At 53.8% G+C, this 26,421-nt stretch carries 37 protein-coding genes; 34 read left to right on the top strand and 3 right to left on the bottom strand.

Translation table 11 applies throughout. From position 1 onward, the window contains the following. The 24 genes from B1757_RS11410 to B1757_RS11280 all read left to right on the top strand — a co-directional run. A partial coding sequence (locus B1757_RS11410; protein ID WP_143484253.1) for an AlbA family DNA-binding domain-containing protein occupies nucleotides 1–456 on the top strand: 456 nt, incomplete at its 5' end. Between the two features lie 318 nt (nucleotides 457–774). Next, a complete protein-coding gene (locus tag B1757_RS15600) occupies nucleotides 775–1,317 on the top strand; it encodes a type II toxin-antitoxin system HicA family toxin (RefSeq protein ID WP_216360870.1) in 543 nt (180 codons plus the stop codon). 23 nt (nucleotides 1,318–1,340) lie between these two features. After that, a complete protein-coding gene (locus B1757_RS11400; protein ID WP_101538428.1) occupies nucleotides 1,341–1,553 on the top strand; it encodes an addiction module protein in 213 nt (70 codons plus the stop codon). After that, nucleotides 1,550–1,768 carry a type II toxin-antitoxin system RelE/ParE family toxin gene (locus tag B1757_RS11395; protein ID WP_216360869.1) on the top strand — a complete coding sequence of 73 codons (219 nt, stop codon included), beginning with the start codon at nucleotides 1,550–1,552 and terminating at the stop codon, nucleotides 1,766–1,768. Before B1757_RS11400 ends, B1757_RS11395 begins: the two co-directional genes overlap by 4 nt. A 182-nt stretch (nucleotides 1,769–1,950) precedes the next feature. Next, entirely contained in the window at nucleotides 1,951–2,229 is a 279-nt protein-coding gene (locus B1757_RS11390; RefSeq protein ID WP_101538427.1) for a BrnT family toxin, read from the top strand. 5 nt (nucleotides 2,230–2,234) lie between these two features. Beyond that, nucleotides 2,235–2,459 (top strand): BrnA antitoxin family protein, encoded by a 225-nt coding sequence (locus B1757_RS11385; RefSeq protein WP_101538426.1) that lies wholly within the window; start codon nucleotides 2,235–2,237, stop codon nucleotides 2,457–2,459. A gap of 409 nt (nucleotides 2,460–2,868) precedes the next feature. Next, nucleotides 2,869–3,087, top strand: a complete 219-nt coding sequence (locus B1757_RS11375) for a type II toxin-antitoxin system HicB family antitoxin (RefSeq protein WP_216360868.1) — start codon at nucleotides 2,869–2,871, stop codon at nucleotides 3,085–3,087. Further along, a complete protein-coding gene (locus tag B1757_RS16115) occupies nucleotides 3,084–3,272 on the top strand; it encodes a type II toxin-antitoxin system HicA family toxin (RefSeq protein ID WP_101538423.1) in 189 nt (62 codons plus the stop codon). The genes B1757_RS11375 and B1757_RS16115 overlap by 4 nt, the downstream gene beginning before the upstream one ends. A 37-nt stretch (nucleotides 3,273–3,309) precedes the next feature. Next, nucleotides 3,310–3,561 carry a DUF4160 domain-containing protein gene (locus B1757_RS11365; protein WP_101538422.1) on the top strand — a complete coding sequence of 84 codons (252 nt, stop codon included), beginning with the start codon at nucleotides 3,310–3,312 and terminating at the stop codon, nucleotides 3,559–3,561. Between the two features lie 8 nt (nucleotides 3,562–3,569). Then, on the top strand, nucleotides 3,570–3,860 hold the full coding sequence (locus B1757_RS11360; RefSeq protein ID WP_101538421.1) for a DUF2442 domain-containing protein: 291 nt from the start codon (nucleotides 3,570–3,572) through the stop codon (nucleotides 3,858–3,860). 68 nt (nucleotides 3,861–3,928) lie between these two features. Further along, nucleotides 3,929–4,138 carry a type II toxin-antitoxin system HicB family antitoxin gene (locus B1757_RS11355; RefSeq protein ID WP_101538420.1) on the top strand — a complete coding sequence of 70 codons (210 nt, stop codon included), beginning with the start codon at nucleotides 3,929–3,931 and terminating at the stop codon, nucleotides 4,136–4,138. Next, entirely contained in the window at nucleotides 4,138–4,362 is a 225-nt protein-coding gene (locus tag B1757_RS11350) for a type II toxin-antitoxin system HicA family toxin (protein ID WP_101538419.1), read from the top strand. The genes B1757_RS11355 and B1757_RS11350 overlap by 1 nt, the downstream gene beginning before the upstream one ends. 405 nt (nucleotides 4,363–4,767) lie before the next feature. Further along, nucleotides 4,768–5,055, top strand: coding sequence for a NadS family protein (gene nadS / locus B1757_RS11340; protein ID WP_101538417.1), 288 nt, complete (start codon nucleotides 4,768–4,770; stop codon nucleotides 5,053–5,055). 390 nt (nucleotides 5,056–5,445) lie between these two features. Then, nucleotides 5,446–5,733 (top strand): helix-turn-helix domain-containing protein, encoded by a 288-nt coding sequence (locus B1757_RS11330; protein WP_101538415.1) that lies wholly within the window; start codon nucleotides 5,446–5,448, stop codon nucleotides 5,731–5,733. A 419-nt stretch (nucleotides 5,734–6,152) separates the two neighbouring features. Beyond that, nucleotides 6,153–6,443 carry a HigA family addiction module antitoxin gene (locus B1757_RS11325; RefSeq protein ID WP_101538414.1) on the top strand — a complete coding sequence of 97 codons (291 nt, stop codon included), beginning with the start codon at nucleotides 6,153–6,155 and terminating at the stop codon, nucleotides 6,441–6,443. 167 nt (nucleotides 6,444–6,610) lie between these two features. Then, on the top strand, nucleotides 6,611–6,838 hold the full coding sequence (locus B1757_RS11320) for an addiction module protein (RefSeq protein WP_101538413.1): 228 nt from the start codon (nucleotides 6,611–6,613) through the stop codon (nucleotides 6,836–6,838). After that, nucleotides 6,835–7,137 (top strand): type II toxin-antitoxin system RelE/ParE family toxin, encoded by a 303-nt coding sequence (locus tag B1757_RS11315; RefSeq protein ID WP_101538412.1) that lies wholly within the window; start codon nucleotides 6,835–6,837, stop codon nucleotides 7,135–7,137. The genes B1757_RS11320 and B1757_RS11315 overlap by 4 nt, the downstream gene beginning before the upstream one ends. Before the next feature lie 145 nt (nucleotides 7,138–7,282). Further along, on the top strand, nucleotides 7,283–7,549 hold the full coding sequence (locus B1757_RS11310) for a type II toxin-antitoxin system Phd/YefM family antitoxin (RefSeq protein ID WP_101538411.1): 267 nt from the start codon (nucleotides 7,283–7,285) through the stop codon (nucleotides 7,547–7,549). A gap of 22 nt (nucleotides 7,550–7,571) precedes the next feature. Then, nucleotides 7,572–7,865, top strand: coding sequence for a type II toxin-antitoxin system RelE/ParE family toxin (locus B1757_RS11305; RefSeq protein ID WP_216360867.1), 294 nt, complete (start codon nucleotides 7,572–7,574; stop codon nucleotides 7,863–7,865). Nucleotides 7,866–8,003: 138 nt separating this feature from the next. Beyond that, nucleotides 8,004–8,273, top strand: coding sequence for a HigA family addiction module antitoxin (locus tag B1757_RS11300; protein ID WP_101538409.1), 270 nt, complete (start codon nucleotides 8,004–8,006; stop codon nucleotides 8,271–8,273). 200 nt (nucleotides 8,274–8,473) lie between these two features. Further along, nucleotides 8,474–9,502: an HlyD family secretion protein gene (locus B1757_RS11295; RefSeq protein ID WP_101538408.1), complete on the top strand. Its 1,029-nt coding sequence runs from the start codon at nucleotides 8,474–8,476 to the stop codon at nucleotides 9,500–9,502. Between the two features lie 6 nt (nucleotides 9,503–9,508). Then, nucleotides 9,509–11,221, top strand: coding sequence for an ATP-binding cassette domain-containing protein (locus B1757_RS11290; RefSeq protein ID WP_101538407.1), 1,713 nt, complete (start codon nucleotides 9,509–9,511; stop codon nucleotides 11,219–11,221). A gap of 28 nt (nucleotides 11,222–11,249) precedes the next feature. After that, a complete protein-coding gene (locus tag B1757_RS11285; RefSeq protein WP_101538406.1) occupies nucleotides 11,250–12,365 on the top strand; it encodes an ABC transporter permease in 1,116 nt (371 codons plus the stop codon). Then, a complete protein-coding gene (locus B1757_RS11280; protein ID WP_101538405.1) occupies nucleotides 12,365–13,474 on the top strand; it encodes an ABC transporter permease in 1,110 nt (369 codons plus the stop codon). Before B1757_RS11285 ends, B1757_RS11280 begins: the two co-directional genes overlap by 1 nt. Nucleotides 13,475–13,487: 13 nt before the next feature. Here the strand turns inward: B1757_RS11280 and B1757_RS11275 are convergent, their stop codons facing one another. The 3 genes from B1757_RS11275 to B1757_RS11265 form a co-directional block, all read right to left on the bottom strand. Next, nucleotides 13,488–13,979 (bottom strand): hypothetical protein, encoded by a 492-nt coding sequence (locus tag B1757_RS11275; RefSeq protein WP_253253826.1) that lies wholly within the window; start codon nucleotides 13,977–13,979, stop codon nucleotides 13,488–13,490. A 215-nt stretch (nucleotides 13,980–14,194) separates the two neighbouring features. Further along, nucleotides 14,195–14,866 carry a Crp/Fnr family transcriptional regulator gene (locus B1757_RS11270; RefSeq protein WP_172437691.1) on the bottom strand — a complete coding sequence of 224 codons (672 nt, stop codon included), beginning with the start codon at nucleotides 14,864–14,866 and terminating at the stop codon, nucleotides 14,195–14,197. Nucleotides 14,867–14,923: 57 nt separating this feature from the next. Further along, on the bottom strand, nucleotides 14,924–15,520 hold the full coding sequence (locus tag B1757_RS11265) for an SPOR domain-containing protein (protein WP_172437690.1): 597 nt from the start codon (nucleotides 15,518–15,520) through the stop codon (nucleotides 14,924–14,926). A 334-nt stretch (nucleotides 15,521–15,854) separates the two neighbouring features. Here B1757_RS11265 and B1757_RS11260 point away from each other — a divergent pair, with 334 nt between their 5' ends. The 10 genes from B1757_RS11260 to B1757_RS15175 form a co-directional block, all read left to right on the top strand. Next, on the top strand, nucleotides 15,855–17,303 hold the full coding sequence (locus tag B1757_RS11260; RefSeq protein ID WP_101538402.1) for a cytochrome ubiquinol oxidase subunit I: 1,449 nt from the start codon (nucleotides 15,855–15,857) through the stop codon (nucleotides 17,301–17,303). Between the two features lie 11 nt (nucleotides 17,304–17,314). After that, a complete protein-coding gene (locus tag B1757_RS11255) occupies nucleotides 17,315–18,394 on the top strand; it encodes a cytochrome d ubiquinol oxidase subunit II (protein ID WP_101538401.1) in 1,080 nt (359 codons plus the stop codon). Nucleotides 18,395–18,562: 168 nt separating this feature from the next. Then, nucleotides 18,563–19,387 (top strand): polyphosphate kinase 2, encoded by an 825-nt coding sequence (gene ppk2, locus B1757_RS11250; protein WP_101538400.1) that lies wholly within the window; start codon nucleotides 18,563–18,565, stop codon nucleotides 19,385–19,387. Nucleotides 19,388–19,438: 51 nt separating this feature from the next. Next, the gene (locus B1757_RS11245) at nucleotides 19,439–19,783 is read left to right on the top strand and encodes a hypothetical protein (RefSeq protein WP_101538399.1); all 345 of its coding nucleotides are present in this window, start codon (nucleotides 19,439–19,441) and stop codon (nucleotides 19,781–19,783) included. Between the two features lie 151 nt (nucleotides 19,784–19,934). Next, a complete protein-coding gene (locus B1757_RS11240; RefSeq protein WP_101538398.1) occupies nucleotides 19,935–20,852 on the top strand; it encodes a beta/alpha barrel domain-containing protein in 918 nt (305 codons plus the stop codon). A gap of 57 nt (nucleotides 20,853–20,909) precedes the next feature. Further along, nucleotides 20,910–23,435 carry an alpha-glucan family phosphorylase gene (glgP, locus tag B1757_RS11235; RefSeq protein WP_101538397.1) on the top strand — a complete coding sequence of 842 codons (2,526 nt, stop codon included), beginning with the start codon at nucleotides 20,910–20,912 and terminating at the stop codon, nucleotides 23,433–23,435. A gap of 12 nt (nucleotides 23,436–23,447) precedes the next feature. Then, on the top strand, nucleotides 23,448–23,996 hold the full coding sequence (locus B1757_RS11230; RefSeq protein WP_101538396.1) for an HdeD family acid-resistance protein: 549 nt from the start codon (nucleotides 23,448–23,450) through the stop codon (nucleotides 23,994–23,996). 152 nt (nucleotides 23,997–24,148) lie between these two features. Further along, nucleotides 24,149–24,406, top strand: a complete 258-nt coding sequence (locus tag B1757_RS11225; protein ID WP_101538395.1) for a GlsB/YeaQ/YmgE family stress response membrane protein — start codon at nucleotides 24,149–24,151, stop codon at nucleotides 24,404–24,406. 12 nt (nucleotides 24,407–24,418) lie between these two features. Then, on the top strand, nucleotides 24,419–25,984 hold the full coding sequence (locus B1757_RS11220) for a cation:proton antiporter (protein WP_253253825.1): 1,566 nt from the start codon (nucleotides 24,419–24,421) through the stop codon (nucleotides 25,982–25,984). 130 nt (nucleotides 25,985–26,114) lie between these two features. Beyond that, nucleotides 26,115–26,421: hypothetical protein (locus tag B1757_RS15175; protein WP_143484252.1), on the top strand; the 307-nt coding region annotated here is incomplete at its 3' end.

Raw genomic sequence — 26,421 nt, 5'->3', positions numbered from 1 at the left:
AGGCAAGGTGAGTCAAAATGTATCGAGTTCAAAGAAACACTAAGCCTTGATGTTAAAAAACAGACTAAAGAAAAATATATCGAATTGTCTGCTTTTAAAACAATAGTGGCTTTTCTTAATACCGAGGGTGGCAAGCTGCTGGTTGGCGTATCAGATGACGGAAAAATTCCAGGCATAGATATTGAGATCGATAAATTTCATAAGGGAAATACAGATAAATTTCTTCTTCATTTTAAAAATTCACTTAAAACAAGAATCGGAGAGGAATTCTATCCGTACATTGAATACAAGCTAGTTCCTGTAGCCGAAAACCGTGTCCTTGTCGTTAAGTGCAAAGAATCAAAATCACCATGTTACCTTGACAATTCCGAGTTCTATGTAAGGACAAACCCAGCAACGGACAAGCTAGAGGGGCCGAAGCTTGTTCAGTATGTCAAAAATCACTTCGGTGGATAAAATGCATCTAACAATCACATACACTCGGACAGCAAAAAGCGTCGCTCGTTCCTCGCTCTGCTTATTGCTGCCGGTGATGTGAAGCGTTAGGCGTAGCAAACCGTGATCGATCTTGAATGGATCGAGGAGGATTTTATGGGAAAGAAAGTACAGAGCTATACGACCGAGTTTCGAGCCGAAGCGATCAAGTTGGTCTTGGCGCAGGGGCTCACACTATAGGAGGCTTCGCAGCGGATTTCAGTGCCTAAGGGGACGTTGGCCAACTGGATGGCCAATGCCCGTGGTGGGAAGCCGGTGGGTGCCCCTGGGGCGCGTACTGTGGCCGAGCTGGAAGGAGAGAATCAGCGGCTCCGCAAGGAATTGGCGCAAATGCGTATGGAGCGAGATATCGTAAAAAAAAGCGGCAGCGTACTTTGCCAGGGAATCGCTGCAAGGTACGCGCTCATGAAGGCCTGGCGAAGCCAATATCCAATCAACGTCATGGCCAAGCTGTTGGCTGTCTCCCGCAGCGGCTTTTACGCTTGGTTGAAGCGACCGCTGTCAAAGCCCGTCCTGAAACCGCAAGAAGTCGTTCGCCATCTTAAGCGTCTGGGTTTTGTGGAATCCAGGCAGAAAGGTTCTCACAAGCAGTTCCGCCATGCCGAGGGTCGAGCTACGACGGTACCGTTCACAAGGGCCAAGACATTTCGCCAGCCTTACTGCGCAAGATTACGCAAGACATCAACGTATCAGTCGAGGTGCTGCTTGGGTGGCAATAGCTCGTCTAACCCGGCACTCCAGCCGACCGGCTACAGCGGGCTTCGCCCGCTTCCGCCGTCGGCTGAGCTTGAACGTTGTGTTTTGTATGGCTATTTTGGATAGACTCAGACTTTGCGGAGGTGCCTATGAACACGGCAACATTACGTGACCTTCCGGTGGAGCAGCGACTCCACTTGGTCGAGGAACTATGGGATAGCATCGCAGCTGATCAAGGTGCGCTTGCGCTCACCGATGCGCAGCGCCTAGAACTCGACAGGCGCTTAGATGCGTACGAGGCGGACAGGAATTCTGGACAACCACTGGAGGACGTGCTTACGGGTATTCGCAAGCGCCTATGAGCTTGCTGATCCGTGTCCGTCCTGAGGCTGCGCAAGATCTCGAAGACGCGGCGGGTTGGTACGAGGAACAAAGCGAAGGTCTGGGGCACAAGTTCCTTGAGGAGGTTCGTCGATGTTTACAGCGGGTTGCCGAGCAACCTGAGCTGTATCCGTCCGTGCATCGCAACACACGTCGCGCGCTGATCCAGGGTTTTCCGTTCGGTGTGTTCTTATGATGTCGAGGCGGATTCCATCGTTGTGATTGCCGTCATGCACGGTAGCCGCGATCCACAACGTTGGAAGCAGAGAACATAACGATTCGGTCAACCGGACGCTCACCCGCTGTGCGGGCTCGCGCCAGTCACCTTGAACGTTAGGACTTGCTTGACATACGCTCACCGTTACATACACTGTACGTATGATTAAGTTCGAGTGGGATTCAGCCAAGGCTGCGGCAAACATCAAGAAGCACGGGGTTTCCTTCGAGGAAGCCCAGACTGTTTTCTACGATGAGTTTGCTATCCAGTTCTTCGATGATGACCACTCATCTGATGAAGAGCGATTTCTGTTGTTGGGTATGAGCACGGGAGCAAGATTGCTTCTCGTCGCTCACTGCGAACGGGAAGCCGGTCACATCATCCGCATTATTTCCGCCCGCAAGGCAACCAAACGTGAAAGCACGTTTTACGGGAAGTGAATACCATGAAAGCCGAATACGATCTCTCCAAAATGAAGTCTCGTAGGAACCCCTACGCATCAAAACTCAAAACACCTGTCACCATGCGCCTCTCCGAAGATGTAGTCGCCTATTTCAAACGCATGGCGGTTGATACAGGGGTCCCTTACCAGAGCCTTATCAATCTCTATCTCCGCGACTGTGTTACGCAACATAGGCAGGTACAAATTGCCTGGCCCAGCAAGCCCTAACTCCAACGTTATGCGTAAGCACCCCCGAGTCCGCTTATGCTGAAGTTCGAACGGGACGACACCAAGGCGCAAGCCAATCTCGCCAAGCATGGCGTTTCCTTCGAGGAAGCCGCTTCTGTGTCCGGCGATCCCTTGGCGCTGACGTCACCGACCCGGATCATTCGATCGACGAGAAACGATGGCTGGCCTTCGGTGTCTCACAGACATCAACGTATCAGTCGAGGTGCTGCTTGGGTGGCAATAGCTCGTCCAACCCGGCACTCCAGCCGACCGGCTGAGCTTGAACGATGGATGCCGCTGCGCGGCTACGCCCCACTTGTGCCACCTTTACCCTTCGGGCAAAGTGTCACTGTGGGAGTGGCGCTCAACTGCGCTCCGTTAGCGGCATCAAATATTCAGTAAGGAGGTAATGATTATGCAAAACGGATATACAGCAGTTATAAAACAGGAAGACGACTGGTGGGTGGGATGGATCGAGGAAATTCCCGGTGTAAATTGCCAGGAAAAGACCTACGAGGAGTTGAAAGAGGCCTTGGAGGTTACGCTGAAAGAGGCATTGGAATTCAATCGCCAAGACGCCTTGACCTCTGCCGGTAGTGGATACAGGGAAGAAAAAATCGCCATATGAAAAGAAATGAACTTCTCAAGCATCTGCAAAGCCAGGGATGCGATCTTTTACGAGAAGGTGGTAAGCATTCTTGGTGGCATAACCCAGCGCAAAATAATCGCTCGGCGATTCCTCGGCATTCCGAGATCAAGGACATCTTGGCGAAAAAGATATGCAAAGACCTTGGTGTAGAGCCCGTAAAATAGCCGCTAACAAGGCGCTGCGCGATGCCAATCATTTCGATTGTTCTACGGAATTATCATCCGTTTATACCTGATCGACAACAAGCACCACAATATCACGGACATCCATGCGAGATATCCTGAACTCGAGGCTTCCATCAGTATCGAAGAGGGTGAATTGTTGGCTGGTGACTTGCCACGCAAGCAGATGCGTCTGGTTCAGGCATGGATCAAACTGCATCGAGACGAATTGATGGCCGATTGGAAATTGGCCGTAAACGGCGAAACCCCTTACAAAATTTCCCCTCTGTGAGGTGCAACATGTATTGGGATGTCAGATCAGCAACGCCTTTGTCGGATTATCGTATTTATGTTGAGATTGCAGATGGGCGTCGCGGAATTTTCGATTTGAAGCCCTATCTTGATCGAGGCGTGTTTCGTGAACTTCGAGACCCGCACTACTTCAGACAAGTCGGTATTCTTTTTGGCGCTGTGACTTGGCCGCACGAGCAGGACATTGCCCCCGAAACACTGCATGAAGAAATGACCATCGTCGAATCTATGCCTAACGAGGCGCTCCAGCGGGACGCGCCGCAAGCAGCGCGCCCTTGAGCATGAACGTTGGGCAGTTGGGTGACGCTGCTATACTCTACTATACTTCCCGCACATGAGGAGACGTCATGAAAACCTTTACCGCCGTTGTAGAAAAGTGTTCCGAGACGGGTCTCTACGTTGGCTACGTCCCTGGGTTTCCCGGCGCACATTCTCAAGGCACCTCCCTTGATGAGTTGCACGAGAATCTTCAGGAGGTTGTCTCCATGCTCCTTGAGGATGGTGAACCGGTGCTGGAAGCGCAGTTTGTTGGTACTCAGCAGGTCGCAGTCGCATAATGGGCAGTCTGCCCGTCCTGAAACCGCAAGAAGTCGTTCGCCATCTTGAGCGTCTGGGTTTTGTGGAATCCAGGCAGAAAGGTTCTCACAAGCAATTCCGCCATGCCGACGGTCGAGCTACGACGGTACCGTTTCACAAGGGCCAAGATATTTCGCCAGTCTTGCTACGCAAGATTGCGCAAGACATCAATGTATCAGTCGAGGTGCTGCTTGGGTGGCAATAGCTCATCCAACCCGGCACTCCAGCCGACCGGCTGAGCATGAACGTTAGGTTTCCCTCCAGGGCCTAGCCGGAACTAAGCCAATGGCGTATAGTCTCATACATGCAGACCATCGCCGAACTACCGGAGTTCATATGCCGTGCCGAGAGGTTGCTCGGTCCGGCCGAGCGACAAACCTTGGTGCTTCATCTGGCCGAAATGCCCAAGTCAGGTGTCCTCTTGCAAGGCACCGGAGGCATCAGAAAACTTCGGTGGGCACGCGAAGTGTCTGGCAAGAGCGGTGGAGTTCGTGTCATCTACTACTTCCATAGCGAGCATATAGGGTGAGAAGGCTAATCTGAGCAAGGCTGAACGGAACGAATTGGCGAGCCTCGTCAAACTGCTGGTTCGGGCCTGGGAGAGTAGAAAATGAGCGAAGCGTTTCAAAGCATTAAAGCCGGGCTTGAGCAGGCAATCGAACATGCCCAGGGCAAACCAATCGAGGCCAAGGTCCATCGCCTCAGTCCGCTTGATGTGAAAGCGATCCGTACCAAAGTGGGTATGTCCCAAAGCGAGTTTGCAACATCATTCGGCATCAGCGTGGGCACGTTGCGCCATTGGGAGCAAGGCAATAGAGAACCTCATGGTCCAGCTCGCGTACTACTCAACTTACTCGCCAAAGAGCCAAAGGTTGTATTGGATGCGTTGCAAAGGTGAACCTAACATAGGTGGACGATGCGCCATAAAGCCGCGCAGCACCAGTCACCTCTACGTTACACCTCACTGATCTTGTCTTGACGCCCATACGGCAAGGCCGTATATTTTAGCGATACTATTCATTGCCGAACTACCTCACGGACGAGGAATACCGAGGGCTTCAAACCTATCTTTTGCAGAAGCCGGACGCCGGGAGTTTAATCAAAGGTTCGGGTGGTGTTCGTAAAATTCGATGGGCACCAGCGGGTTCGGGAAAGAGCAGCGGTATCAGAGCCATTTACTACTGGAAGAAGTCCGACCACGAGATATGGATACTCACGCTGTACAGTAAATCAGAGTGCGCCAGCATTCCTGGCCATACGCTCAAGCAAATAACGGAGGCAATCAAAAATGGGTAACAGGAACCTTGGGGCAGAGATTCTTGATGGCATCAATGAAATCAAGCAGTTCAAGAAGGGCAAATTGGCTCTACGAACCCACGAGCTATCAGAGCCCTCACCGCCTAAAGTGATCAGGCTGAAGTTGAACATGTCGCAGTCAGCATTTGCCGGTCTTATGGGCGTGAGTGTGCGAACCCTTCAGGATTGGGAACAGGGTCGGCGAGAGCCGCAGGGACCTGCGGTTGCGCTTCTGCGCATTGCGGAGCAAAACCCGGAAGTTTTCAATCAGCTTCACTGACCAGATTAAGGTGCAACCGGGCCATGCACCGTATCACAGACTTGAAGAAAGTAGACTTTGTTCTATGACAAACAAGAGCCTAACAAGGCAAATTCACTCGGACCGCCAAAAGCTGCGCCGCTCGCTCCTCGCTCTGCAGCGTACGAGGCGGACAGGAATGCTGGACAACCGCTGGAGGACGAGCTTACGGGTATTCGCAAGCACCTATGAGCTTGCTGATCCGTGTCCGTCCTGAGGCTGCGCAAGATCTCGAAGATGCGGCGGGTTAGTACGAGGAGCAAAGCGAAGGTCTGGGGCACGAGTTCCTTGGGAAGGTTCGTCGATGTTTACAGCGGGTTGCCGAGCAACCTGAGCTGTATCCGTCCGTGCATCGCAACACACTCATATGCATTCGTGCTGGATTACGAGGATTATCACTAATGGCCATGCACAATCCGCCTCACCCTGGTGAATTCATTCGGGAGGTTTACCTGGCCTTCCAGATCACGGTTAGGCAGCTTTCGGCTAAGCTAGGGGTATATCCTTCCACTCTGAATCGGGTTCTAAACGGCAGTAATGGTGTCAGTTCGGAAATGGCGCTTCGACTTTCTAAGGCACTCGGACGTTCGCCCGAGAGCTGGCTCGCCATGCAGGACAACTACGACCTTTGTCAGGCCCGGCAATCGGTCAATTTCGATCAGGTCCAGAAGGTTGAGTTCGACGTCGCCTAACATCGCGCTCCAGCCAACCGTCAAACCGCTGCGCGGCTACGTCCCACTTGTGCCACCTTTGCCCTTTGGGCAAAGTGTCACTGAGGGGGTGTCGCTCAACTGCGCTCCGTTAGCGGTCAAGACATGATGGTGATCATGGTATAAAATCGGGGTTACGAGGGTGAGATATGGCTACTTCCTTTAAAGAGATCGAGCAACAAGCCCAGGTTTTGGCGGCAGAGGACCGTGCCAAGCTTGCGGAGAAGCTGCTTGAGTCACTACAGATGCCCCTTTCTGAGATCGAAGCGGCGTGGGCCCAAGAGATCGAAGAGCGAGTTGCCGCATTTGACCGTGGCGAAACACAAGCCTATGCCGCAGAAGACGTTTTTGCGGAAGCGCGGCGCCTGACTCGGTGAAGCGCGCCAGGTTCGTCGCGGCAGCGCGGCGCGAGTTTCTGGCCGAAGTCGTCTACTACAATAAGGAGGAGCCCGGACTTGGCGCGCGTTTCGCCATGGCCGTCGAGGATGCAACGGTTCGCGCCTTGGCTTTCCCGCTTGCCGGTGCACCTGCCTCCAAAAATACTCGTCGTGTTTTTCTCAAGGACTTTCCTTTTGCTGTCGTATACCGGCCCGATACCGACGGCATTACCATCTTTGCACTCGCGCATCACTCGCGTCGGCCCGGCTACTGGCAAGCGCGTGTTCACGACCGCTAACCAATCACTCCAGCCGACTGGCTTCCGTTGGGCGATGGTGAGCCGGGTTCTGCTCAGGCTCTCTGCAGACCAGTATTTCGCGAGCTAAACAGCACCCGCAAACTGGTGCTACTATATGGTAGTTTATTTCTACCAAGGAAGCATTATGGCGATCAAATTCTCGGAAGACGTGGTGCCTCTCACGGACCTGAAGGTAAATCCTGGTAAGGTCGTCAAACACGTCGCCAAAGCTCACCGCCCGACTCTGCTGACCAGTCGAGGCCGCGGCGTGGCTGTTGTGCAATCTGTCAGCGATTTTGAGGCTGCTGAGGAAGAGCGGGCCTTCATGCGTGCTGTGGTGGCAGGCCTGAATGATCTTGAGTCAGGACAGGAGGTGTCCCTGCAGGAAGCAAAAACGCGGTTGGGGCTATAGGCCTGTGGCAAAGGTCTCCGTCATGTTCGCTGAGTCCGCCGTCCGGGACCTTGAGGAAATTCAAGTTTGGTATGAGAGCGAGCTTGCCCCGGAGGTAGGTCAGCGTTTGGTTTCGGAAATTTTTGAACGAGTCGCAGCCCTGCGGGATAATCCAGATATGGGTAGAGTTGTTCCAGAATTCGGGCAGAAGCACCTTCGGGAACTTATTCATCCGCCATTCCGTATCGTATACAAACGCGAAAATGAAAAGGTTCGCGTTGTCAGGGTGTGGAGGAGCGAGCGCTTGCTCAAATTGTCTGGTAGCGGCGGTGTTTAAGGTCGCTCTAAGCAGTCTGTGCCGCTGTCGCCCAACAAGTCGCCACAGTTGACCTGCGTTCCGCTTCGCTCCACGCGGACAACTGCGCTCCGTTAGACGGCCATTGTTGCGTGTCGCGCAACAGGCTATATTGTTTGTATGATCAAGTTGTTCCGACACAAGGCTCAGACAAGGGTCGATATCACTGGTCGGCAGCTTTCGGCTAAGCTTGGTGTATCTCCGTCTACCCTGAGTCGAGTTCTAAATGGCAGCAGCGGTGTCAGTTCGGAAATGGCACTTCGACTTTCTAAGGCACTCGGACGTTCGCCCGAGAGCTGGCTCGCCATGCAGGACAACTACGACCTTTGGCAGGCCCGGCAATCGGTCAATCTCGATCAGGTCCAGAAGGTTGAGTTCGACGTCGCCTAACATCGCGCCCTAGCCGACCGTCAATCCGTTGCGCGGCTTGCCGCCGGCTGAGCTTGAACGTTAGGCGGCGTAGCGCCGGAGAGTGAGCGGCCGCTGGGTCAAAGCCGTCGCCATTTGCAAATCTCCTTAATCGGGTCATAATATTCTCAACTAGTTTTATGACACGGTAGCTATCCGCTCACCCGTAGGGAAGAGGTGCAATGAATAAACGACGGATCCTGGTGATTCTGATCATCGTACTCATTGCCGCAGGCATTGCAGCGTATTTCTTCCTCCGCCCCCAGCAACAGAGCAATACCCTTACCCTCTATGGCAATGTGGACATCCGCACCGTGCATCTGGCCTTCGATGCCAGCGGGCGGATTGCCCGACTTCTGGTCCAGGAAGGCGACGCTGTGCAGAAGGGTCAGCTACTGGGCGAACTGGATCGGCAGCGTTTCCTGGACACGGTCCGCCGGGACCAGGCCTTGGTCGATGCCCAGCAGCAGGTCGTCAACAAGCTCCATGCCGGTACCCGGCCCGAGGAGATTGCCGAAGCCAGAGCCGCTTTGGCCGCTGCCACCGCCACCCTGCACAATGCCCATCTGGTCTGGCAGCGCCAGCAGAAGCTTGGCGCGGAACAATACGTGCCCAAACAGCGTGTGGATGACGCCCAGGCTGCCCTGAGTCGGGCCGAAGCCCAGCAGAATCAGGCCCGCCAAGCTCTACAGCTGGCCCTGCAGGGTCCCCGCAAGGAAGACATCGCCGCTGCCGAGAGCACTCTGGCGGCCGACCGGGCGGCACTGGCTCTGGCCCAGCGAAATCTGGCGGACAGCCGCCTCGTGGCCCCCGATGCCGGGGTAATACAGGACCGCATCCTGGAAGCCGGGGACATGGCCTCGCCGCAAAGTCCGGTCTTTACTCTGGCCTTGGAAAACCCTGTCTGGGTGCGTGCCTATCTGCCCGAACCAGAGTTAGGCAAGGTCCGGGAAGGAATGCGGGCGGAAATCTACAGCGATTCATTCCCCGACAAGGCCTTTCGCGGCTGGGTGGGGTTCATTTCACTTACTGCGGAATTCTCGCCCAAAACGGTTCAGACCACGGAATTGCGGACCCAACTGGTTTACCGCTTGCGGGTCTATGCCTGCAATCCCGAGCATCGCCTGCGGCTGGGAATGCCAGTGACAGTGAAAATTCCGCTGCGCAATAACCGGCCCAAGGCCAGCAATACCCAGCCCTGCCAGGGCTGAGCGTGCATGGACTCCCCGCTCCGCTTTCATCAGGTCAGCAAGAGCTTTCCCCAGGGAAAGCAGCGCATACAGGCGCTGACGCAACTGGATCTGTGCATCCAGCCAGGAACTGTCACCGGCCTGCTGGGACCCGATGGCGCGGGCAAGAGCACCCTCCTGCGTCTGGCCGCAGGCCTGTTGCTTCCCGATACCGGCCAGATCCAGGTTCTCGGCCAAGACAGCAGCGCCCGACAAATTGACCTGGACATTGGCTATATGCCCCAACGCTTTGGCCTCTATGAAGAGCTGACGGTACAGGAAAACCTGGATCTCTATGCCGACCTGCAAGGGCTTGACCCCGGCAAACGCCAGCAGCGCCAAGAGGAACTGTTACGCAGCACCGCCCTCGGACCCTTCCGGGATCGCCGCGCCGGAAATCTCTCCGGGGGGATGAAACAGAAACTGGGGCTGGCCTGTGCCCTGCTCCGGGCGCCGCGACTCCTCCTCCTGGATGAGCCCACGGTGGGGGTTGATCCCATTGCCCGGCGGGAGCTCTGGAGCATCATCCAGGACCTGAAAAAAGAGGCCGTGACGGTGCTCATGAGCACTGCCTACTTTGATGAGGCGGAGCGTTGCGATGAAATCGTCCTTCTGCACCAGGGCCGCCTGCTGGGCCAGAAAACACCGGCGGATTTTGCCCGTCCTCTGGCCGGACGCTGCTATCTGGTGCCCACAACGCAGCGACGGCGCGATTCGGCAGCACTTTTGCAGCATCCGGACATTCTCGATGCCCGCATCGTCCGTGACGGGGTACGGGTCCTGATAGCCAGTACCGACGCCGTTCTGCCGAACACGGCAAGCTGGCAAGCGGTCGCTCCCTCCTTTGAAGATGCCTTTGTCAGTCTGCTCGGGACAACGGAGCAGCGCCACGGACAGGCCGCTTTCGCGACCCCCGGCACAGCAACGGAGGCTCAGGAAAGCGTGGTGGAAGTCCACGAACTCCGGCGCTGTTTCGGTCACTTTGAGGCCGTCAAGGGAATCAGTTTCCAGGTCCGCAAAGGAGAGATTTTCGGCCTTCTGGGAGCCAACGGTGCAGGTAAAAGCACCACCTTCCGAATGCTGTGCGGACTCCTGGCGGCGTCATCAGGAACCTTGCGGGTGGCCGGGGTGGACATGCGCAAGGCCTCCTCCGCTGCCCGGGCACGCATCGGCTATGTTTCCCAGCGCTTTTCTCTGTATGGCAACCTGAGTTGCGGCCAGAATCTGCAATTTTTTGCCAGCGCTTATGGCCTGGGCGGCAAAGCCCGGCGGGATCGTCTGGAATGGGCCAAAGAGGCGCTGCAACTGCGCGAGTATCTGCCAATCAATGTGACCGACCTACCGCTGGGCATCAAACAACGCCTGGCCCTGGCCTGCGCCCTCCTGCATAACCCGCCCATTCTGTTTCTCGACGAACCCACCTCGGGAGTGGACCCCCTGGCTCGTCGGGAATTCTGGCAGATGATCAATCAACTGGCGGCGCAGGGAGTGACCGTTCTCATCACCACGCATTTCATGGACGAAGCCGAGTACTGCGATAAACTGCTTCTCATGTCCCAGGGTGCCGTGCTGGCCCAGGGGACACCGGCGGAAATCCGGAATCAAGCATCCAGCAGCGAATCCGGGACGGCGACCAACATGGAAGAGGCTTTCATTCGGCTCATCGAGGCGCAGGAAAGCCAATTGCGCAGGGCATCATGACAATGCCCGCCGCCGGACATTCGCGGCCATGAATCGTCAGCGACTGGCGGGCTTGATCCGCAAGGAATTCCTGCAAATCCGCCGGGACCCGTCGGCCATTGCCATCGCCTTTCTTCTGCCGGTGGTGCTGCTCTTTCTCTTTGGCTATGGTGTCTCCCTCAACGCCGAGCATGTCCCCATCGGCGTGGTGGTGGCGCAGCCCAGTCCGCAAAGCAGCAGCTTGGTCGCCGGGCTGCAGCAGTCCCGCTATTTCCAGCCACGCTTCTATACCAGTATCCAGGAGGCGCGCAAAGCCATGATGCAGCGCCAGGTGGATGGCATCCTCTGGCTGCGCGGCCCCTTCACCCGGACCCTGCTGCGTGGCGATACGGCCCAGGTCGGCGTCTTCGTCAATGGTGTCGATGCCAACAATGCCCGCCTGGTAGAGGGGTATTTGCAAGGGGTCTGGCAAAACTGGCTGGAGCAACGGGCCAATGCCTCGGGCACCCGCCTGCTGGTGCCCATCCAGGCCGAAGCGCGCATCTGGTTCAATCCTTCCCTGCGGAGCCGGGATTACCTGGTACCCGGCCTCATTGCCGTGATCATGACCCTCATCGGCGCTCTGCTCACCGCCCTGGTGGTGGCCCGGGAATGGGAACGCGGCACCATGGAAGCCCTCATGGCCAGTCCCGTCAGCATGGGGGAGATCCTGCTCGGCAAACTGATCCCCTACTTCCTTCTGGGCATGGGTGGCATGCTCTTTTCCGTCGCCCTGGCCATCGGACTTTTTGCCGTGCCGCTGCGGGGTAATTTCTTCGTCCTTCTGTTCTTCTCGGCTCTTTTTCTGCTGGCGGCCCTGGGCATGGGGCTGCTCATTTCCAGCGTGGCCCGCAACCAGTTCGTGGCGGGACAGGTAGCCATTATCGTTACCTTTCTACCGGCCTTCATTCTCTCGGGTTTCATTTTCGACATCCAGTCCATGCCTGCGCCCATCGCCTTCATGACCCACATCATTCCAGCCCGCTATTTCGTCACTATCCTGCAGACGATATTTCTGGCCGGCGACATCTGGCCACTCTTTCTGGGTAATGGCCTGGCCTTGCTGCTCATGGCTCTGTTCTTTCTGGGTCTGACCTGGAAGCGCTCACGCAAGAGGCTGGATTGATGTTTGCCCGCATTCTAGCGCTGGTCATCAAGGAATTCCTGGCATTGCTACGGGACAAGAGCAGTCGCGCAGTACTCATCGGACCCCCGCTCATCCAGCTTCTGGTCTTTGGTTATGGAGCCACCTTCGACCTCAACCATATCCCCTATGCCGTTTACAATCAGGACAGCGGCTTTGCTTCCCGGGAATTATTGGGGCATTTTCAGGGAACTTCGGCCTTTCACCAGACCGCCATCGTCCACAATGAAAAGCAGCTGGCGACGGTAATCAATACCCAAAAGGCCCTGCTGGTCCTCCACATTGGTCCCCAGTTCACCCGCGATCTGCTCCAGCACCAGCCGGCTCCCGTCCAGATCATCGTCGATGGACGCAACTCCAATACCGCCACCCTGGCCCTGAATGACGTCAATAGCGTACTCCTGGCCTTCGACCGTAGCTGGGCGGATCGTTATCACTGGGGCAATCCCCCGGCACAACTGGACATACGCGCCTGGTTCAACCCCAATCTGCTGTCCCGCTGGTTCATCGTCCCTGGCATTGTCGCTCTGCTGACCCTGGTAGTGACCTTGCTGGTAACAGGCCTGTCCGTAGCCCGGGAACGGGAACAGGGAACTTTCGATCAACTCCTGGTCACTCCGCTGACCCCCACCGAAATCCTCATCGGCAAGGCTATTCCCGGCTTTGTTATTGGCGGGCTGGAGGCCGCATTCATCGCTCTGGTGGCGGTATTCTGGTTCGGTGTGCCCCTGATCGGCAGCCTGCTGGCCCTGGGGCTGGGGCTCATGCTCTTTCTTTTTGCAGCCATTGGCATCGGGCTGATGATTTCCTCGCTGGCCGTGACTCAGCAGCAGGGTCTGCTGGGAGTGTTTCTCTTCCTGGTACCGGCCATCATCCTCTCGGGCTTCGCCACCCCCATCGCCAACATGCCGAGCCTGGTGCAGGACCTGACCTATCTCAATCCCATGCGCTATTTTCTGGTAATCCTGCGGGGGGTATTTCTGGAGGGCGACAGCCTCGGCAATCTCTGGACCCAATACTGGCCCCTGGCCATCATCGGACTGGCCAGTATGCTGGCCGCTTCCTGGTTATTCCGGCACCGCCTCGCTTAGCCCTTTCACCTGCTCAGGGACGCAATACCCGCTGGTATTCTGCCGGCAACGGACTTTCCTGTTGTGCCTGTTGCTGACCGTGAGCCACAAACAGGTTGATCACCTGTCCATGGGCCTGAATCAAAGTCACCACATTGGGATCCGTGCTCCGCTCTTCAATCATCACCCCATCGGGGAGCAGGCTGACTTCCATTTCGACCTTACCCTGTTGGGCAAAGAGCTCGGCAAAAGCAGGATCCCAGAAACGCAGCCCAAAATTTTCATGGAGCCGCTGCTTCATGGCAGGTACATGATCATGCAGCAAGGCGACCACTTCGGGATCATCTGAACGGGTGCGGGCGCGAATACCATCGGGGCGCAATTCCAAATCACGCTGAATATGCTCATGCAAACTCAGCAGTCGATGAAAAACCGCCTGATCGTGTTGATGACGAGCGGCCATGTCAGAATCATGCCTGCCCCCTTGCCCTCCAGCGCGTTGGATCTTCCCGGTAAAATTATTCATATTTCGTGCTCCATTTACTCAGTCAAGGGAACCGTAAAGACGAAGCGTGCAAATGGGTTTCGAGAATATAGGTATAGGTACTGCTGGCCTCATGAAATATTTGTCGAAAAAACATGGTATTCCTCCTCGGTCTGGTGACCGTCAGAAACTTTCCTGGGCAAAAGTATCCTGCAGGTTCAGAGAAGGCGCATTGAGAAAAATCAATTTTGACTGATTTAGTCGGGTTTATGCTCGGGCAGCTTGCCGGCCATACCCGCCAGCGATTGGGGCGCCAGTATTTCCAGATGACCGCGCTGCTCCTGAATGAAGGCGTGGCGCTTGAAATCCGCCATAATCCGGCTGACATGCTCCGTGGACAGCCCCAGAAAGGCCGCCAAATCAGGGCGCGACAAGGGAAAAGGCAAGCTCCGCAATTGCGGATAGTGCTCCACCCATTGCAGCAAAAAGGTCGCCAGGCGGGCTTCGGCCCGTTTGGCGCCTAATTCCATGATGTGATCTTCACTACTTTGCAAGGCTTGCTGCCAACGCTGGCGAATCGCCTCCTGGACCTTGGGAAGGCGCTCCGACAGTCTCTGCAGTTCCGCCAGATCCAGCCGGCAAAGCTCGCTGGGCGCAAGGGCTATGGCAGCATGACGATGCTGCGCTTCCTGCATGCCTTCAAAACCCAGCAGATCTCCGCGATGCAGCAAGCGAATGATGACTTCCTGACCATTTTCCAGGGATTTGACCAGCTTCACGGCACCCGAGCGTAGGGTATAGGCATAACGGGCATCATCACCCACCCGATAAAGGACTTCGCCCTGCAGACAGGAAATATCCTGGACCTCCATACCCAGACTGCGAAGCTCTTCCAGACTGAGTCCGGCAAAAATACTTTGGTTCCGCATCCGGCACTGCAGGCAATCTGAACGTTTATGTTTCAATGGATTATGACCGGCGAGCTCTCACTCAGGCGACCAGTATTGTGGATAGGCCCCTTTTTGTCCGGATTTTTTGCCGATACCCATAGCCGCAGTACCCGCATCGCTTTTACTCGCTTGCGGTCCTACCAGTACCCGATACAAGTGATTGACAGACAAAGTACCCACACAAGCCTTCACACCCGCTTGGTCCGCTTGCTGGCGCAGCTTTTCGGCCATGCCGACTTTTCCAAAAGCTCCCAGCTGGACATACCAACCAGCCTGCTGACAAGCATGGGCGATTTTAACCGGCTTGACTGGAGCCGGAACAGCAACCGGCACGGATGCGTGGGTAGCCGCAGTTATGATGACCGATTTGGCTACAGCTACAGGAGCATCCTTGGCAGAACTTGTGGCAGAGGCAGAGGCCGCCATGTGTTGCGGCAAGGTCAAGAATACACTCCTTGCACTGGAACCAGTGACCATCTCCTGGGCAGGATGGCTGGCAGACTGACTTTTCCAGAAAAAGGACAGGATCAGCAAAACGATCAGTATGACAATAATAAGCAGCATAAAACCCAGCCTTTGCTGCTTGTTTGGAGTGCGTCGGGATTTACTGATGGCCGTATCTGAATCATCCATTCTTTTTTCTGCGGTGCACCCGCACTCCATAAATGATCGAAGTCATGCGGCATCATACTACATTTTTGAACGCTTCAAGCCTAGACCGCGATGCGTGGGTTTTCAACCCGTGGATTTTTTGACAGACCCTTTTCAGCTGGTTCATAACAACCAAAGTGGTTCATATAAACCATATAAAAAGGTGTATTTAAACCATGTCTCAGACCGCGTGCGATGACATATTAATATAATCCCATGTTTTTATAATAATAAACCCGAGCAATCAACTCAGGAACAAAAACTGCTTTCCTGAGGCCCAGCATCATCTAAAAACAACCGTTATGAGGGAACTATCATGATTATTGAAGACACGTTACCTGTGCTTCTCAGTCGTCTCGACTTTGCCTGGATCACTTCGATGCATATCCTCTGGACTCCAGTGACCATTGGCATGTCCTGGCTTTTGTTTTTTCTGGAAATTGCCTGGCTAAGAACCGGTAATGAACACTGGTACCGCCTACAACGCTTTTTTGAAAAGTTATTCATTGTCAATTTCGGAGCCGGTGTCGCTACCGGCGTCACCATGGAAATGGCCTTTGGCATTCTCTATGGCCCCTTTTCACAGGCCGTAGGGCCTTTTTTCGGCAACATCCTCGGCTTTGAAACCATCACCGCCTTTATGTATGAAGCGGGCTTCATCGGCCTGATGATTTTTGGGTGGGGGAAAATTGGTAAGGGCATGCACGCTTTTGCGACTTTCAATGTCGCCCTTTCTTCCAGTCTTTCGGCCATGTGGATTCTGGTCGCCAACGGCTGGATGCAGTCTCCGACCGGCATTGTTCTGAAAAACGGCCTGTTTCAGGTGACCAACTGGTGGCAGGCCATTTTCAATCCCAATTTCAATATCGGCTTTCCCCATATGTGGATCGCCACGGTCGAGTTATCCCTGTTTTTCTTCGCCGCAGTCAGCGCCTGGTTCATCTTGAAAAATCGCCATGCCGACCTGTTCACCAAGTTGTTGAAGCCTACCCTGCTGGCACTCATTATCATCACCCCCTTGCAGATTTTTATTGGCGATGAATTGGGTCGGGAAGTCGCCCAGGATCAACCTACCTCCCTGGCGGCCATGGAAGGACATTTTCATACCTACCTGCCCGACGGCAAACCCAATACCAGCTGGAACCTGATTGCCATACCCGATGTTTCTGCCGGCAAAAACCTGTTCAGCATACAAATTCCCCATGTATTGAGTCTTCTGGAAACCCATACCTGGGATGGGGTCGTCACTGGAATGGATCAATTTGCACCTAATGATCGCCCTAATGTGTGGGTGCCTTTTTATTCTTTTCGCATCATGGTTGCCATCGGCTTTTTCCTCTTTTTGATGGCGCTTTGGGGCAACTGGCTGCGCTTGCGCGGGAAACTGACCGCAGAACACCTGCGGAAAAACCCGCTTTTCCTGCGACTCCTGGTATTTAGTGGCTTCCTGCCTTATCTGGCCGTCTGGACCGGCTGGTGGACCCGGGAAATCGGACGGCAGCCCTGGGTGGTGTACAACCTGATGCGTACCTGGCAGGGCGTTAGTCACATGGGTGTCACGGCAGAAAGCTTCTGGCTCATTGGTTACATCATTTTCGAACTGATGGTTTGGGGCGGCGCCTGGTATTTCTTCACCCGGGTCATCCAAAAAGGGCCGGACATGAACAGCCCAGTCATCGGTTCATCTGATCAAGATGCCCACTCTTCCGGCGGTGGCATGGCCAAACCGGCTTTTGCCAAACCCACGATGAACAAACAACACTGAGGACCGCAATCATGGATGAAATATTTCGCATACACAGTACATTGGGTACATTCTGGTGGATTCTGCTGGGCGTATTCTTTGTCATTTATATTGTGCTCGACGGGGCTGATCTGGGAGCGGGCGTATTTTCCCTGCTGCTCAATAACGAGAATGATCGGGCGGCGGTCATGTCTTCCATGGCCGGCACCTGGGATGCCAATGAAACCTGGCTAGTAGTTGCGGGTGGGGTCATTTTCGGGGCCTTTCCCCTAGTTTACGGCGCCACTTTCAATTACCTCATGATCCCGTTGATGTTTGCACTCTGGGGAATCATTTCCCGGGCGGTCGCCTTTGAGTTTCATGTTCATGCCAAAAGCAGCCGCAAATTCTGGGGCTTCATGTTTGGTTTTGGCAGCCTCATTGCCGCCTTGTTTGCAGGCATCGCCTTGGGAGCCACCTTGCTGGGATTTCCCATGGCAACCGGCAATGCTCAAGGTATCCAGGTAGCCAACGATCCCTTTGTGAATACGGTCCCGCATTTTTCCGGAAATGCCTTGAGTTTCCTCTCGGCTTTCAGCGTCTGGACTGGTATTGGCGCCCTGATTGCGGGTGGACTGGCGGGAACTTTGTATTTGTGTGCCCGCTTTGAACAAAATGATCCGATTTATCTGAAGGCCCACAAGGCTGCCACCCTGTTTTCTTTCCTGGCACTGGCGGCGGTGGTCATTACCCTGATCTGGTCCTATGCCATCATGCCCGATGCTGCCAAATGGACGGGCAACAGCTGGTTCGGCTGGTTAATTCTGTTGATAGCCATTCTGATATCTGCTTACAAGATGATGACCAATCATGCCGCACACCGCGATTTTTCCGCTTTGCTCTGGTGTGGTGCCATTGTGGTCTTCATGTGGGGCGGGATGTGGGCAACCAATTTCCCCTACATCATCCCTCAGACCTGGACCATCAGCGCTGGAGCCAATCCTGCCAATGATCTGGCCATTCTGACCCTGTTCATGACCGGATTCGTACCGGTAATGATTACCTATAACATCTATCAAATCTGGGTGTTCCGCAAACGCATCACCCATCTGGCAGGATACGAAAGTCATTAAACCGCTTACTTGGTGATGTTCCATTTTGAGGGCCGTCTGGCCCTCTTTTTTTGAAGATTCACATAATCACATGGAAATGTTCTATAATCTTTCTTGAAGATAATGGCTTGGTCTTGTTTGAAGATGCAAGGCTATCATCATCTCTTGGCACCATGAAGGAGTCTGGTCATGACAAAAATCAAAAAAGATCATTCAATCAAAGCACATGCATCTTTAACAACAGAAGACAAGCATGCAGAGAAAGCCCATTACAAGGCAGAGTTGCACAAGCTCCAAATTGAGCTGGTCAAGTTACAAAGAGACATCATTCGCAAGAACGAAAAAATCCTGGTCATCCTGGAAGGACGGGATTCGGCAGGCAAGGACGGCTCCATCAAAAGGGTGATCGAGCACCTCAGTCCCCGGGAAACCCGGGTGGTCGCCCTCAGCAAACCTTCCGACAAAGAACAAAGCCAATGGTACTTTCAACGCTATATCGAACATCTGCCTTCTGCAGCGGAAATGGTGTTTTTCAACCGTAGTTGGTACAACCGCGCCGGGGTTGAAAAAGTCATGGGTTTTTGTAACGAAGACCAATATGAAGAGTTTTTTGCCGAGGTGAGTCATTTTGAGGGCATGCTGGTGCGTTCTGGTATTCATCTCTTCAAGTTTTACCTGGATATTTCCCGCGACGAACAGAAGCGTCGCCTTGAAGCGCGCAAGGACGATCCACTCAAGCAGTGGAAAACCAGCCCCATTGACGAAAAGGCAGTGAAGCATTGGAAAGATTACAGCGAAGCCCGCAATATCATGTTTGCCCGTAGTCACTCTCCTTTTGCTCCCTGGATAGTGGTTAATGCCAATGACAAAAAAACAGCGCGTTTGCAGCTCATCAAGGGCATATTGAGCCGATTGAGTTATTTGGATAAAGATGAAACGGGTGTTTTACCTGATCCCTCCATTATTTTTGAGTATGATCCCCTGTATCTGGAAAACGGCATGATCCAAGCATGACCGAACATCATCCACAAAACCTGTTTATCCTTGTTTATCATGGAGGAATTTATGTCAACACTGGACCTGGAAGCGGCTCTGAACCGAGCTTTGACTATTAAAAATGAGGATTCCCTGGATGCAGCCACCATTGCAGCCGCCGAACAACTCAGTAGCAAAACGGGATTATCCCTGGATGCTGCAGTGGATATTCTGGGCAATGAACAACTGATTGGATTTATTGGATTCCTGAACGACAGCATGAGCTGCGATCAGCTTTCCGCACTCTGCGATGCAGAAAGCTATGATGTGGAACAGGCACGCGAATGGGAACTCACCCGTCCGCAATATCAACTGGCCCATGAAATCGCCATACTCAGTCATCGGGTAGAAAAATCCCACAATCAAAGGTCCTGACGCTGACGGGTCGATGCAGCGCAATCGCTACGGTGTCGCGAAAAACCCGCAAATCGTAGCGATCTTCTATAATTACTGATGAAGCTGTAAAGCTGGCAATAGGCGCATTCCTCTGAGCTTCACCGGATATATGATGAAAGGAGATACTCGCATGTCTGCAACACGCCGCCCGCCTTTGGGCATTCCTGTCGACAGCGCCAAGCGCTGGACTGAAAACTATCAATTGGCGACTCAGGAAAGTGGTCGCCTTTTTCTGATGGCCGGTGACCAGAAAGTCGAACATCTGAATGATGACTTTGTCGGCGCCGAAGTGGCCGCTGATGACGCGGACCCGGAGCACCTTTTTCGTATTGCCAGCGCTGCACCCGTAGGTTGTTTTGCAGCGCAGATGGGGCTGCTCAGTCTTTATGGCCGGGACTATCCTGAAATCCCCTATCTGCTGAAACTCAACAGCAAAACTCATCTGGTGAAAACGGCAGAACAGGATCCCCTTAGCAGCCAGTGGCAAAGCATGTCTCAGGTGCAGGATTTTGTGCGTCACTCCGGTCTGAAAGTGGTGGGTGTCGGCTATACCATTTATCCCGGCTCAGCCTATGAAGCGCAAATGTTAAGCGAAGCCGCGCGCATGATTCAGGATGCTCACGCCATGGGGCTTTTGGCCGTCATCTGGGCGTATCCACGCGGCAAAGCCGTCGGCAAGCGCGAACAGGATTCTCACATGATAGCGGGTGCCGCCGGTCTGGTAGCCTGTCTGGGAGCTGACTTCGCCAAAGTGAATCCGCCGCTGGATGATCAGGGCAACATGGACGCACATCTCCTCGGCGAGGCTGTTGCGGCAGCTGGACGCACCCAGGTCATTTGTGCTGGCGGCTCGGAAACGGACGCAAAATCCTTCCTGCAGCGCCTGCATGAGCAGATCCATCTGGGTGGCACCCAAGGCTGTGCCACTGGACGTAATGTCCACCAGCGCAGCCAGGCTGATGCCATCGGTTTTTGCCGGGCCATCCATGCCATGGTCGTCCACAATCAAAGTGTTGAAGAGGCTGGTAAATACCTTGCCTCATCGTGACAACGCGACCACCCCGGGGATTTCTCATTTTGTACATCCTTTACAACGGAGTAAGCTGTGACCATCGCCCCCTGTTATCTGCTCCCGCAACTCCCTGAATCGCTCGGCAGTCTGGCTGATCTGGCGCTGGATCTGCGCTGGTCCTGGAGTCATGCGGCGGATGCACTCTGGGCAGAAATCGCTCCGGAACTCTGGGAACAAACCCGTAATCCCTGGCTGATATTGCAGAACATCAGCGGTCAAACCCTCCAGGAACTGGCCAGTAATGCCGATTTTATGGCCAAACTCCGATCGTACACGAAATTGCATCAAGAGCAGCTCATCCAAAGCAGCTGGTTTGCTGAAAACCATCGTCAGGCATCCTTTAGCCAGGTTGCCTATTTCAGTATGGAATTCGGTCTTTCCGAGGCGTTACCCATCTACTCCGGAGGACTGGGAATCCTGGCTGGTGACTGCCTGAAAACTGCCAGTGATCTCGGTATCCCCTTGTGCGGTATTGGGCTACTTTGGCAGCAGGGATATTTTCGCCAAACTCTGGATGAAAACGGTCGTCAACACGAATTTTATCCCTATAATGATCCGACCCAAATGCCCGTCACTCCGGTGCGTGACAGCGAGGGCGAATGGTTGCGCCTGCAACTGCCCTTCCCAGGGCGCAAGGTGATACTGCGTGCCTGGCAAGCTCAGGTTGGCAGAGTGACGCTGTATTTACTGGACAGCAATGATCCCCTGAATACCCCTGCAGATCGGGGTATTACTGCCGAACTGTATGGTGGTGGTGTGGAAACACGCTTGCAGCAGGAAATCTGTCTGGGCATCGGGGGCTGGATGTTATTGCGGCGCTTGGGTATTCAGCCGGAAATATGCCATCTCAATGAAGGACATGCTGCTTTTGCTATTCTGGCGCGGGCCTACAGCCACATGCAGGATCATGGCAGTCTTTTTGAATGCGCTCTGAATGCCACCCGGGCCGGAAACATATTCACAACCCATACCCCCGTTTCTGCCGGTTTTGACCGTTTTCCGGCGGAGCTGATGACCCGTTATGTCGAAGGCGCACCGGAGGCTTTCGGTATTGATGCTGAAAGCATTCTGGCCCTGGGCCGGGAAATTCCGGAAGATGTTCATGCGCCTTTCAATATGGCCTGGCTGGCGATTCGCGGCAGCATTATCGTCAACGGCGTCAGCCGTTTGCATGGTGTGGTCAGTCGTCATCTGTTTCAGCCACTTTTTCCGCGTTGGCCCCAGGAGGAGGTTCCCGTCACCCATGTGACCAATGGCGTGCACATGCCGTCATGGGATTCCGCCGAAGCCGATGCCTTGTGGACAGACTGTTGCGGAAAAAAACGCTGGCTCGGGGACTTGCAAAATCTTGAAGCCGAATTTCGCAAAACGCCTGATCGAGACATTTGGGAATTGCGCAGTCAGGGACGACAACAGGTGATTCATTTTGCCCGACAACGCCTGCAGCAACAGCTGGCCCAAGCCCACGCGCCTCAAGAAGAACAGGAGCGCGCTGCTTTGGCTCTGGATCCCAATGCCTTGACTATCGGTTTTGCCCGACGTTTTACCGCTTATAAACGTCCCAACCTCCTGCTCAGCAACCCGGAAAAGCTTAGACAATTGCTGACGAACCCCCATTATCCTCTGCAATTACTCATTGCGGGCAAGGCGCATCCCCGGGACGAAGTGGGCAAATCAATGATACAGGAATGGAACCAATTCATTCAGGCACACCCGGAGCTTGCCAGCCGCATTGTATTTATTACAGATTATGACATGCTGGTTGCCGAACACCTGATTCAGGGTGTGGACTTGTGGATCAACACCCCGCGTCGCCCCTGGGAGGCCAGCGGCACCAGTGGGATGAAGGTCCTGGTCAATGGCGGACTGAATCTGTCAGAGCTGGATGGCTGGTGGGCAGAAGCTTACTGTCCTGAAATAGGATGGGCGATCGGGGATCGGGCTGAGCATGATGATGATCCTCAGTGGGACGCGCAGGAAGCAGAAGCCGTATATCAATTACTGGAAAATGAGGTTATACCGCTTTTTTATCATGACCGCGATGCAAGCGGCTGTCCGCAAGGCTGGATACAAAAAATCCGCGAAAGCATGAGTCGCCTGACCCCGCTTTTCAGCAGTAACCGGATGCTCCGGGAGTATGTCCACACTCTTTACGAACCTGCCGGACGCCTTCTTGCAGCACGTAACGATAAAGATCGGATTGAATCCATTTGCCAATGGCAAAAAAATATCCGTCAACATTGGCCACTGCTCCGCTTCGGTGACTTGCATGTGCATACAGAAAATAATCGTCATTATTTCCAGATCCATGTCTATCTGGATGATCTGGATTGCGACGCCATCCGTGTAGAACTATTTGCGAACAGTCAAGGTCAAAGGACCGTAGAAGTGCTGCCCATGCAGCGCAGCGAGGCATTGAGCGGAGCCATCAACAGCTATAATTATACGGCAGATATACCATCAGACCGCAACCCCGATGAATATACTCCCCGCATCATTCCTTATCATGAGAATTGCCTGGTCCCTATGGAAAGTGCCGAAATACTCTGGTATCGATAAAAGGATAAAAAGTTGAACGGACAAATTCCAGACCTGCAAAATATTATCGAAACCGAAAAGAAAATCTTCGGAAAGTATTTATTGCCTGTGGCCATATTACTCATTCTAATTGGCATTTTTGGCATTATAAGTCCTATCATTCTTTCTGCAGTCACCGACGGAATTATTGCCGCTGTATTGATCCTGTCGGGGATCACCTGGATTTGGCATAGTCTGCAAATGCGTCAGCATCAGCTTTCGGACTGGCTGAAACCACTTTTGCTGTTTATCACCGGCGGGATCATGATTGCCATGCCCAACGCTGGCATTGCCGCCATTGGCCTGATGTTTGTCTTGTATTTCATTGTGGATGCCTACCGCAATTTCACCCAGTCCAAGGTCTATCCGGGACACAGCCGGGGCTGGTCCATTTTCAGCGGTCTAGTGGACGTGCTCATTGCCCTGCTCTTCGTGGTCACCTGGCCGCGTGGTTCCCTGGTGCTGGTAGGCATTTTCGTGGGAGTCAATCTGATATTTGACGGAATTATTTTACTGATGCTGCGCAATACCAAGATCGGTTAAAATTTTTAAGCTGGCTTACCTCATAAGCAACGCGAATAATCGCGTCATCCACCCTCTATAAAAGTATAAAAATTATTATTATTTGATTAAATCAAGTTCAAGATATTTTTATGCTATCTTGCGACTGTTTTATTAAACTCAAAGGAAATAACATGTTGGTACACATTATAGTATTTCTGATAGTTGGCGGAATTGCCGGGTGGCTGGCTGGCTTGATCATCAAGGGGCGCGGCTTTGGTATTATTGGTGACATCATCGTCGGTATCATCGGGGCTTTCATTGGGGGCTTTATTCTGACTGCCGTTGGCCTGGCTGGGCTGATCGGTGCAGGGATTATTGGCGCTATTGTCGTCGCGCTGATTGGGGCAATCATCCTGTTGTTCCTTATCAAACTCATCAAAAAACTCTAAGCATCTTCCCTCATGAATATTCTGATCATCCTGGCTGGACTGGTTATTTTGGGGTCAGCCAGCCAATGGCTCGCGTGGCGAGTCAAGCTTCCCGCCATTTTGTTCCTTTTGGCTATTGGTATTCTGGTCGGCCCCGTCCTTGGCTGGGTTCACCCGGACTCATTGTTCGGACCACTACTTTTCCCTGGTATCTCTCTGGCGGTAGCGGTCATTCTCTTTGAAGGAGCGCTGAATTTACGTCTGCATGAAATTGGCGGTCTGGCTTCCGTTATCCGTAGAATGGTCAGCCTGGGAACCCTCAGCAGTTGGTGGATACTGGCTGCAGCCACGCACTGGATAGCAGGATTCACCTGGTCCATGGCCATATTATTTGGCGCGGTAGTGGTCGTCTCCGGACCAACCGTCATCGGCCCGGTACTCAGGGCCGCACGGCCCAACACGCGCATCAGCAATGTACTCAAGTGGGAAAGCATCCTGATTGATCCCATTGGTGCCCTGCTGGCAGTACTGGTTTTTGAAGCGGTCATCGCCCATCATGGTTCCACCGTATTGAGCACTGCTGTAGTGATCTTCCTGAAAATGCTCGGAGCAGGACTCTTGTTGGGTATTGTCGCCGGGCAAATTTTAGGATGGTTACTGCGACAGCGGGCCATACCCGACTATCTTCACGGGGTGGTAGCTCTGGGTAGCGTGTTTATCATTTTTGCCGGTGCCAATCAGATCGCCCACGAATCCGGACTGCTCGCTGTCACTTTGATGGGCATCTGGCTCGCCAACATGCGTGATGTCCCCCTGGAAAACATCCTGGATTTCAAGGAAAGTCTCTCCATTCTCCTGATTTCCATTTTATTTATTTTGCTTGCCGCCCGCCTCGATTTGAAGGCGGTGGAACAAGTCATTGTTTCGGGTGTGCTCTTAATGCTGGTCATTCAATTCATCGCACAGCCCATCAAGGTCTTGCTGGCTTACGATGGGAAAGAGCTTAATTGGAAAGAGCGCTTCATGACTGGATGGATTGCGCCACGGGGAATTGTTGCTGCGGCTGGAGCGCCTGTTTATGCCGCCCAACTGGAAGCTTTGGATTATCCCAAAGCCCATTTGTTCGTCCCCCTGACCTTTGCGCTCATCATTGTAACCGTCCTCCTTGCCAGCTTTACTGCTCGTCCCATAGCCAGGCTTTTAGGGGTCTCTGAAAAAGATCCGCATGGCATTCTGATTGTTGGTGCCAATGTTTTTGCCATTGCCGTGGCCAAAAAACTCAAAGACTGGGGATTTCGACCATTATTGATTGATGATGAATACCGTCAGATTCAGACAGCGCGGATGGCCGGGCTAGATACTTTTTTGGGAAGCCCGGTTTCTGAAGCAGCAGACCGGAAGCTGGATCTGGTGGGTTTTGGTTACCTGCTGGCCCTTTCAACAGATGCAGCACGCAACCTGATTGCTTCTTTGCGTTATGATCCAGAATTCGGTCATCATGCCGTTTTCACCCTTGCTGACAGGGCTCCGTCAAGCTCGCCAGATATAGTAGCAGAGGTTTTCGCCACTGATTTTAATGGTGGTTTGAAGGGGCTATAGTTGGTGGAAATGCGGCATTTTCAGGCGATTTTGGGTGCAGAATCGTGAATGGGGTGGCTGACGGACGCAGCTCGCCCTCCGGAGCTATTCTCGGATAGGTAAACCCCGTGGTGGCGCCTCAGTATCCGAGTTGGCGGAGCGTTTTGTGCGCGCTGGCGGCGAAATCCCGGCACGCTTTGGCGATATTCTTGACGCCAGTGAGACGCATAATGCTCATGGCCAGTTCGCGCAAGGTCGCCATCATATGGGGACCGTTCTGGGTACGGACTTGGGAGAGGTCCTCGTGGAAAGTCACATCGCGGACATGATGGTTCCGGTTTTCAATTTCCCAGTGACCACGGGCCAAGCCCAACAGATTTTCGGGCGTGGCACGATCCGGGGTCAGGCTGGTGAGTCCGAAGGCATAATCATCCCGAATCGTGCCCTCTTTGCTGTTG

Source organism: Acidithiobacillus marinus (genome assembly GCF_002847505.1).
Classification (GTDB): domain Bacteria; phylum Pseudomonadota; class Gammaproteobacteria; order Acidithiobacillales; family Acidithiobacillaceae; genus Acidithiobacillus; species Acidithiobacillus marinus.
Note: the sequence above shows the minus strand (reverse complement) of the source record. Positions and strands in the feature narration are given on the sequence as shown.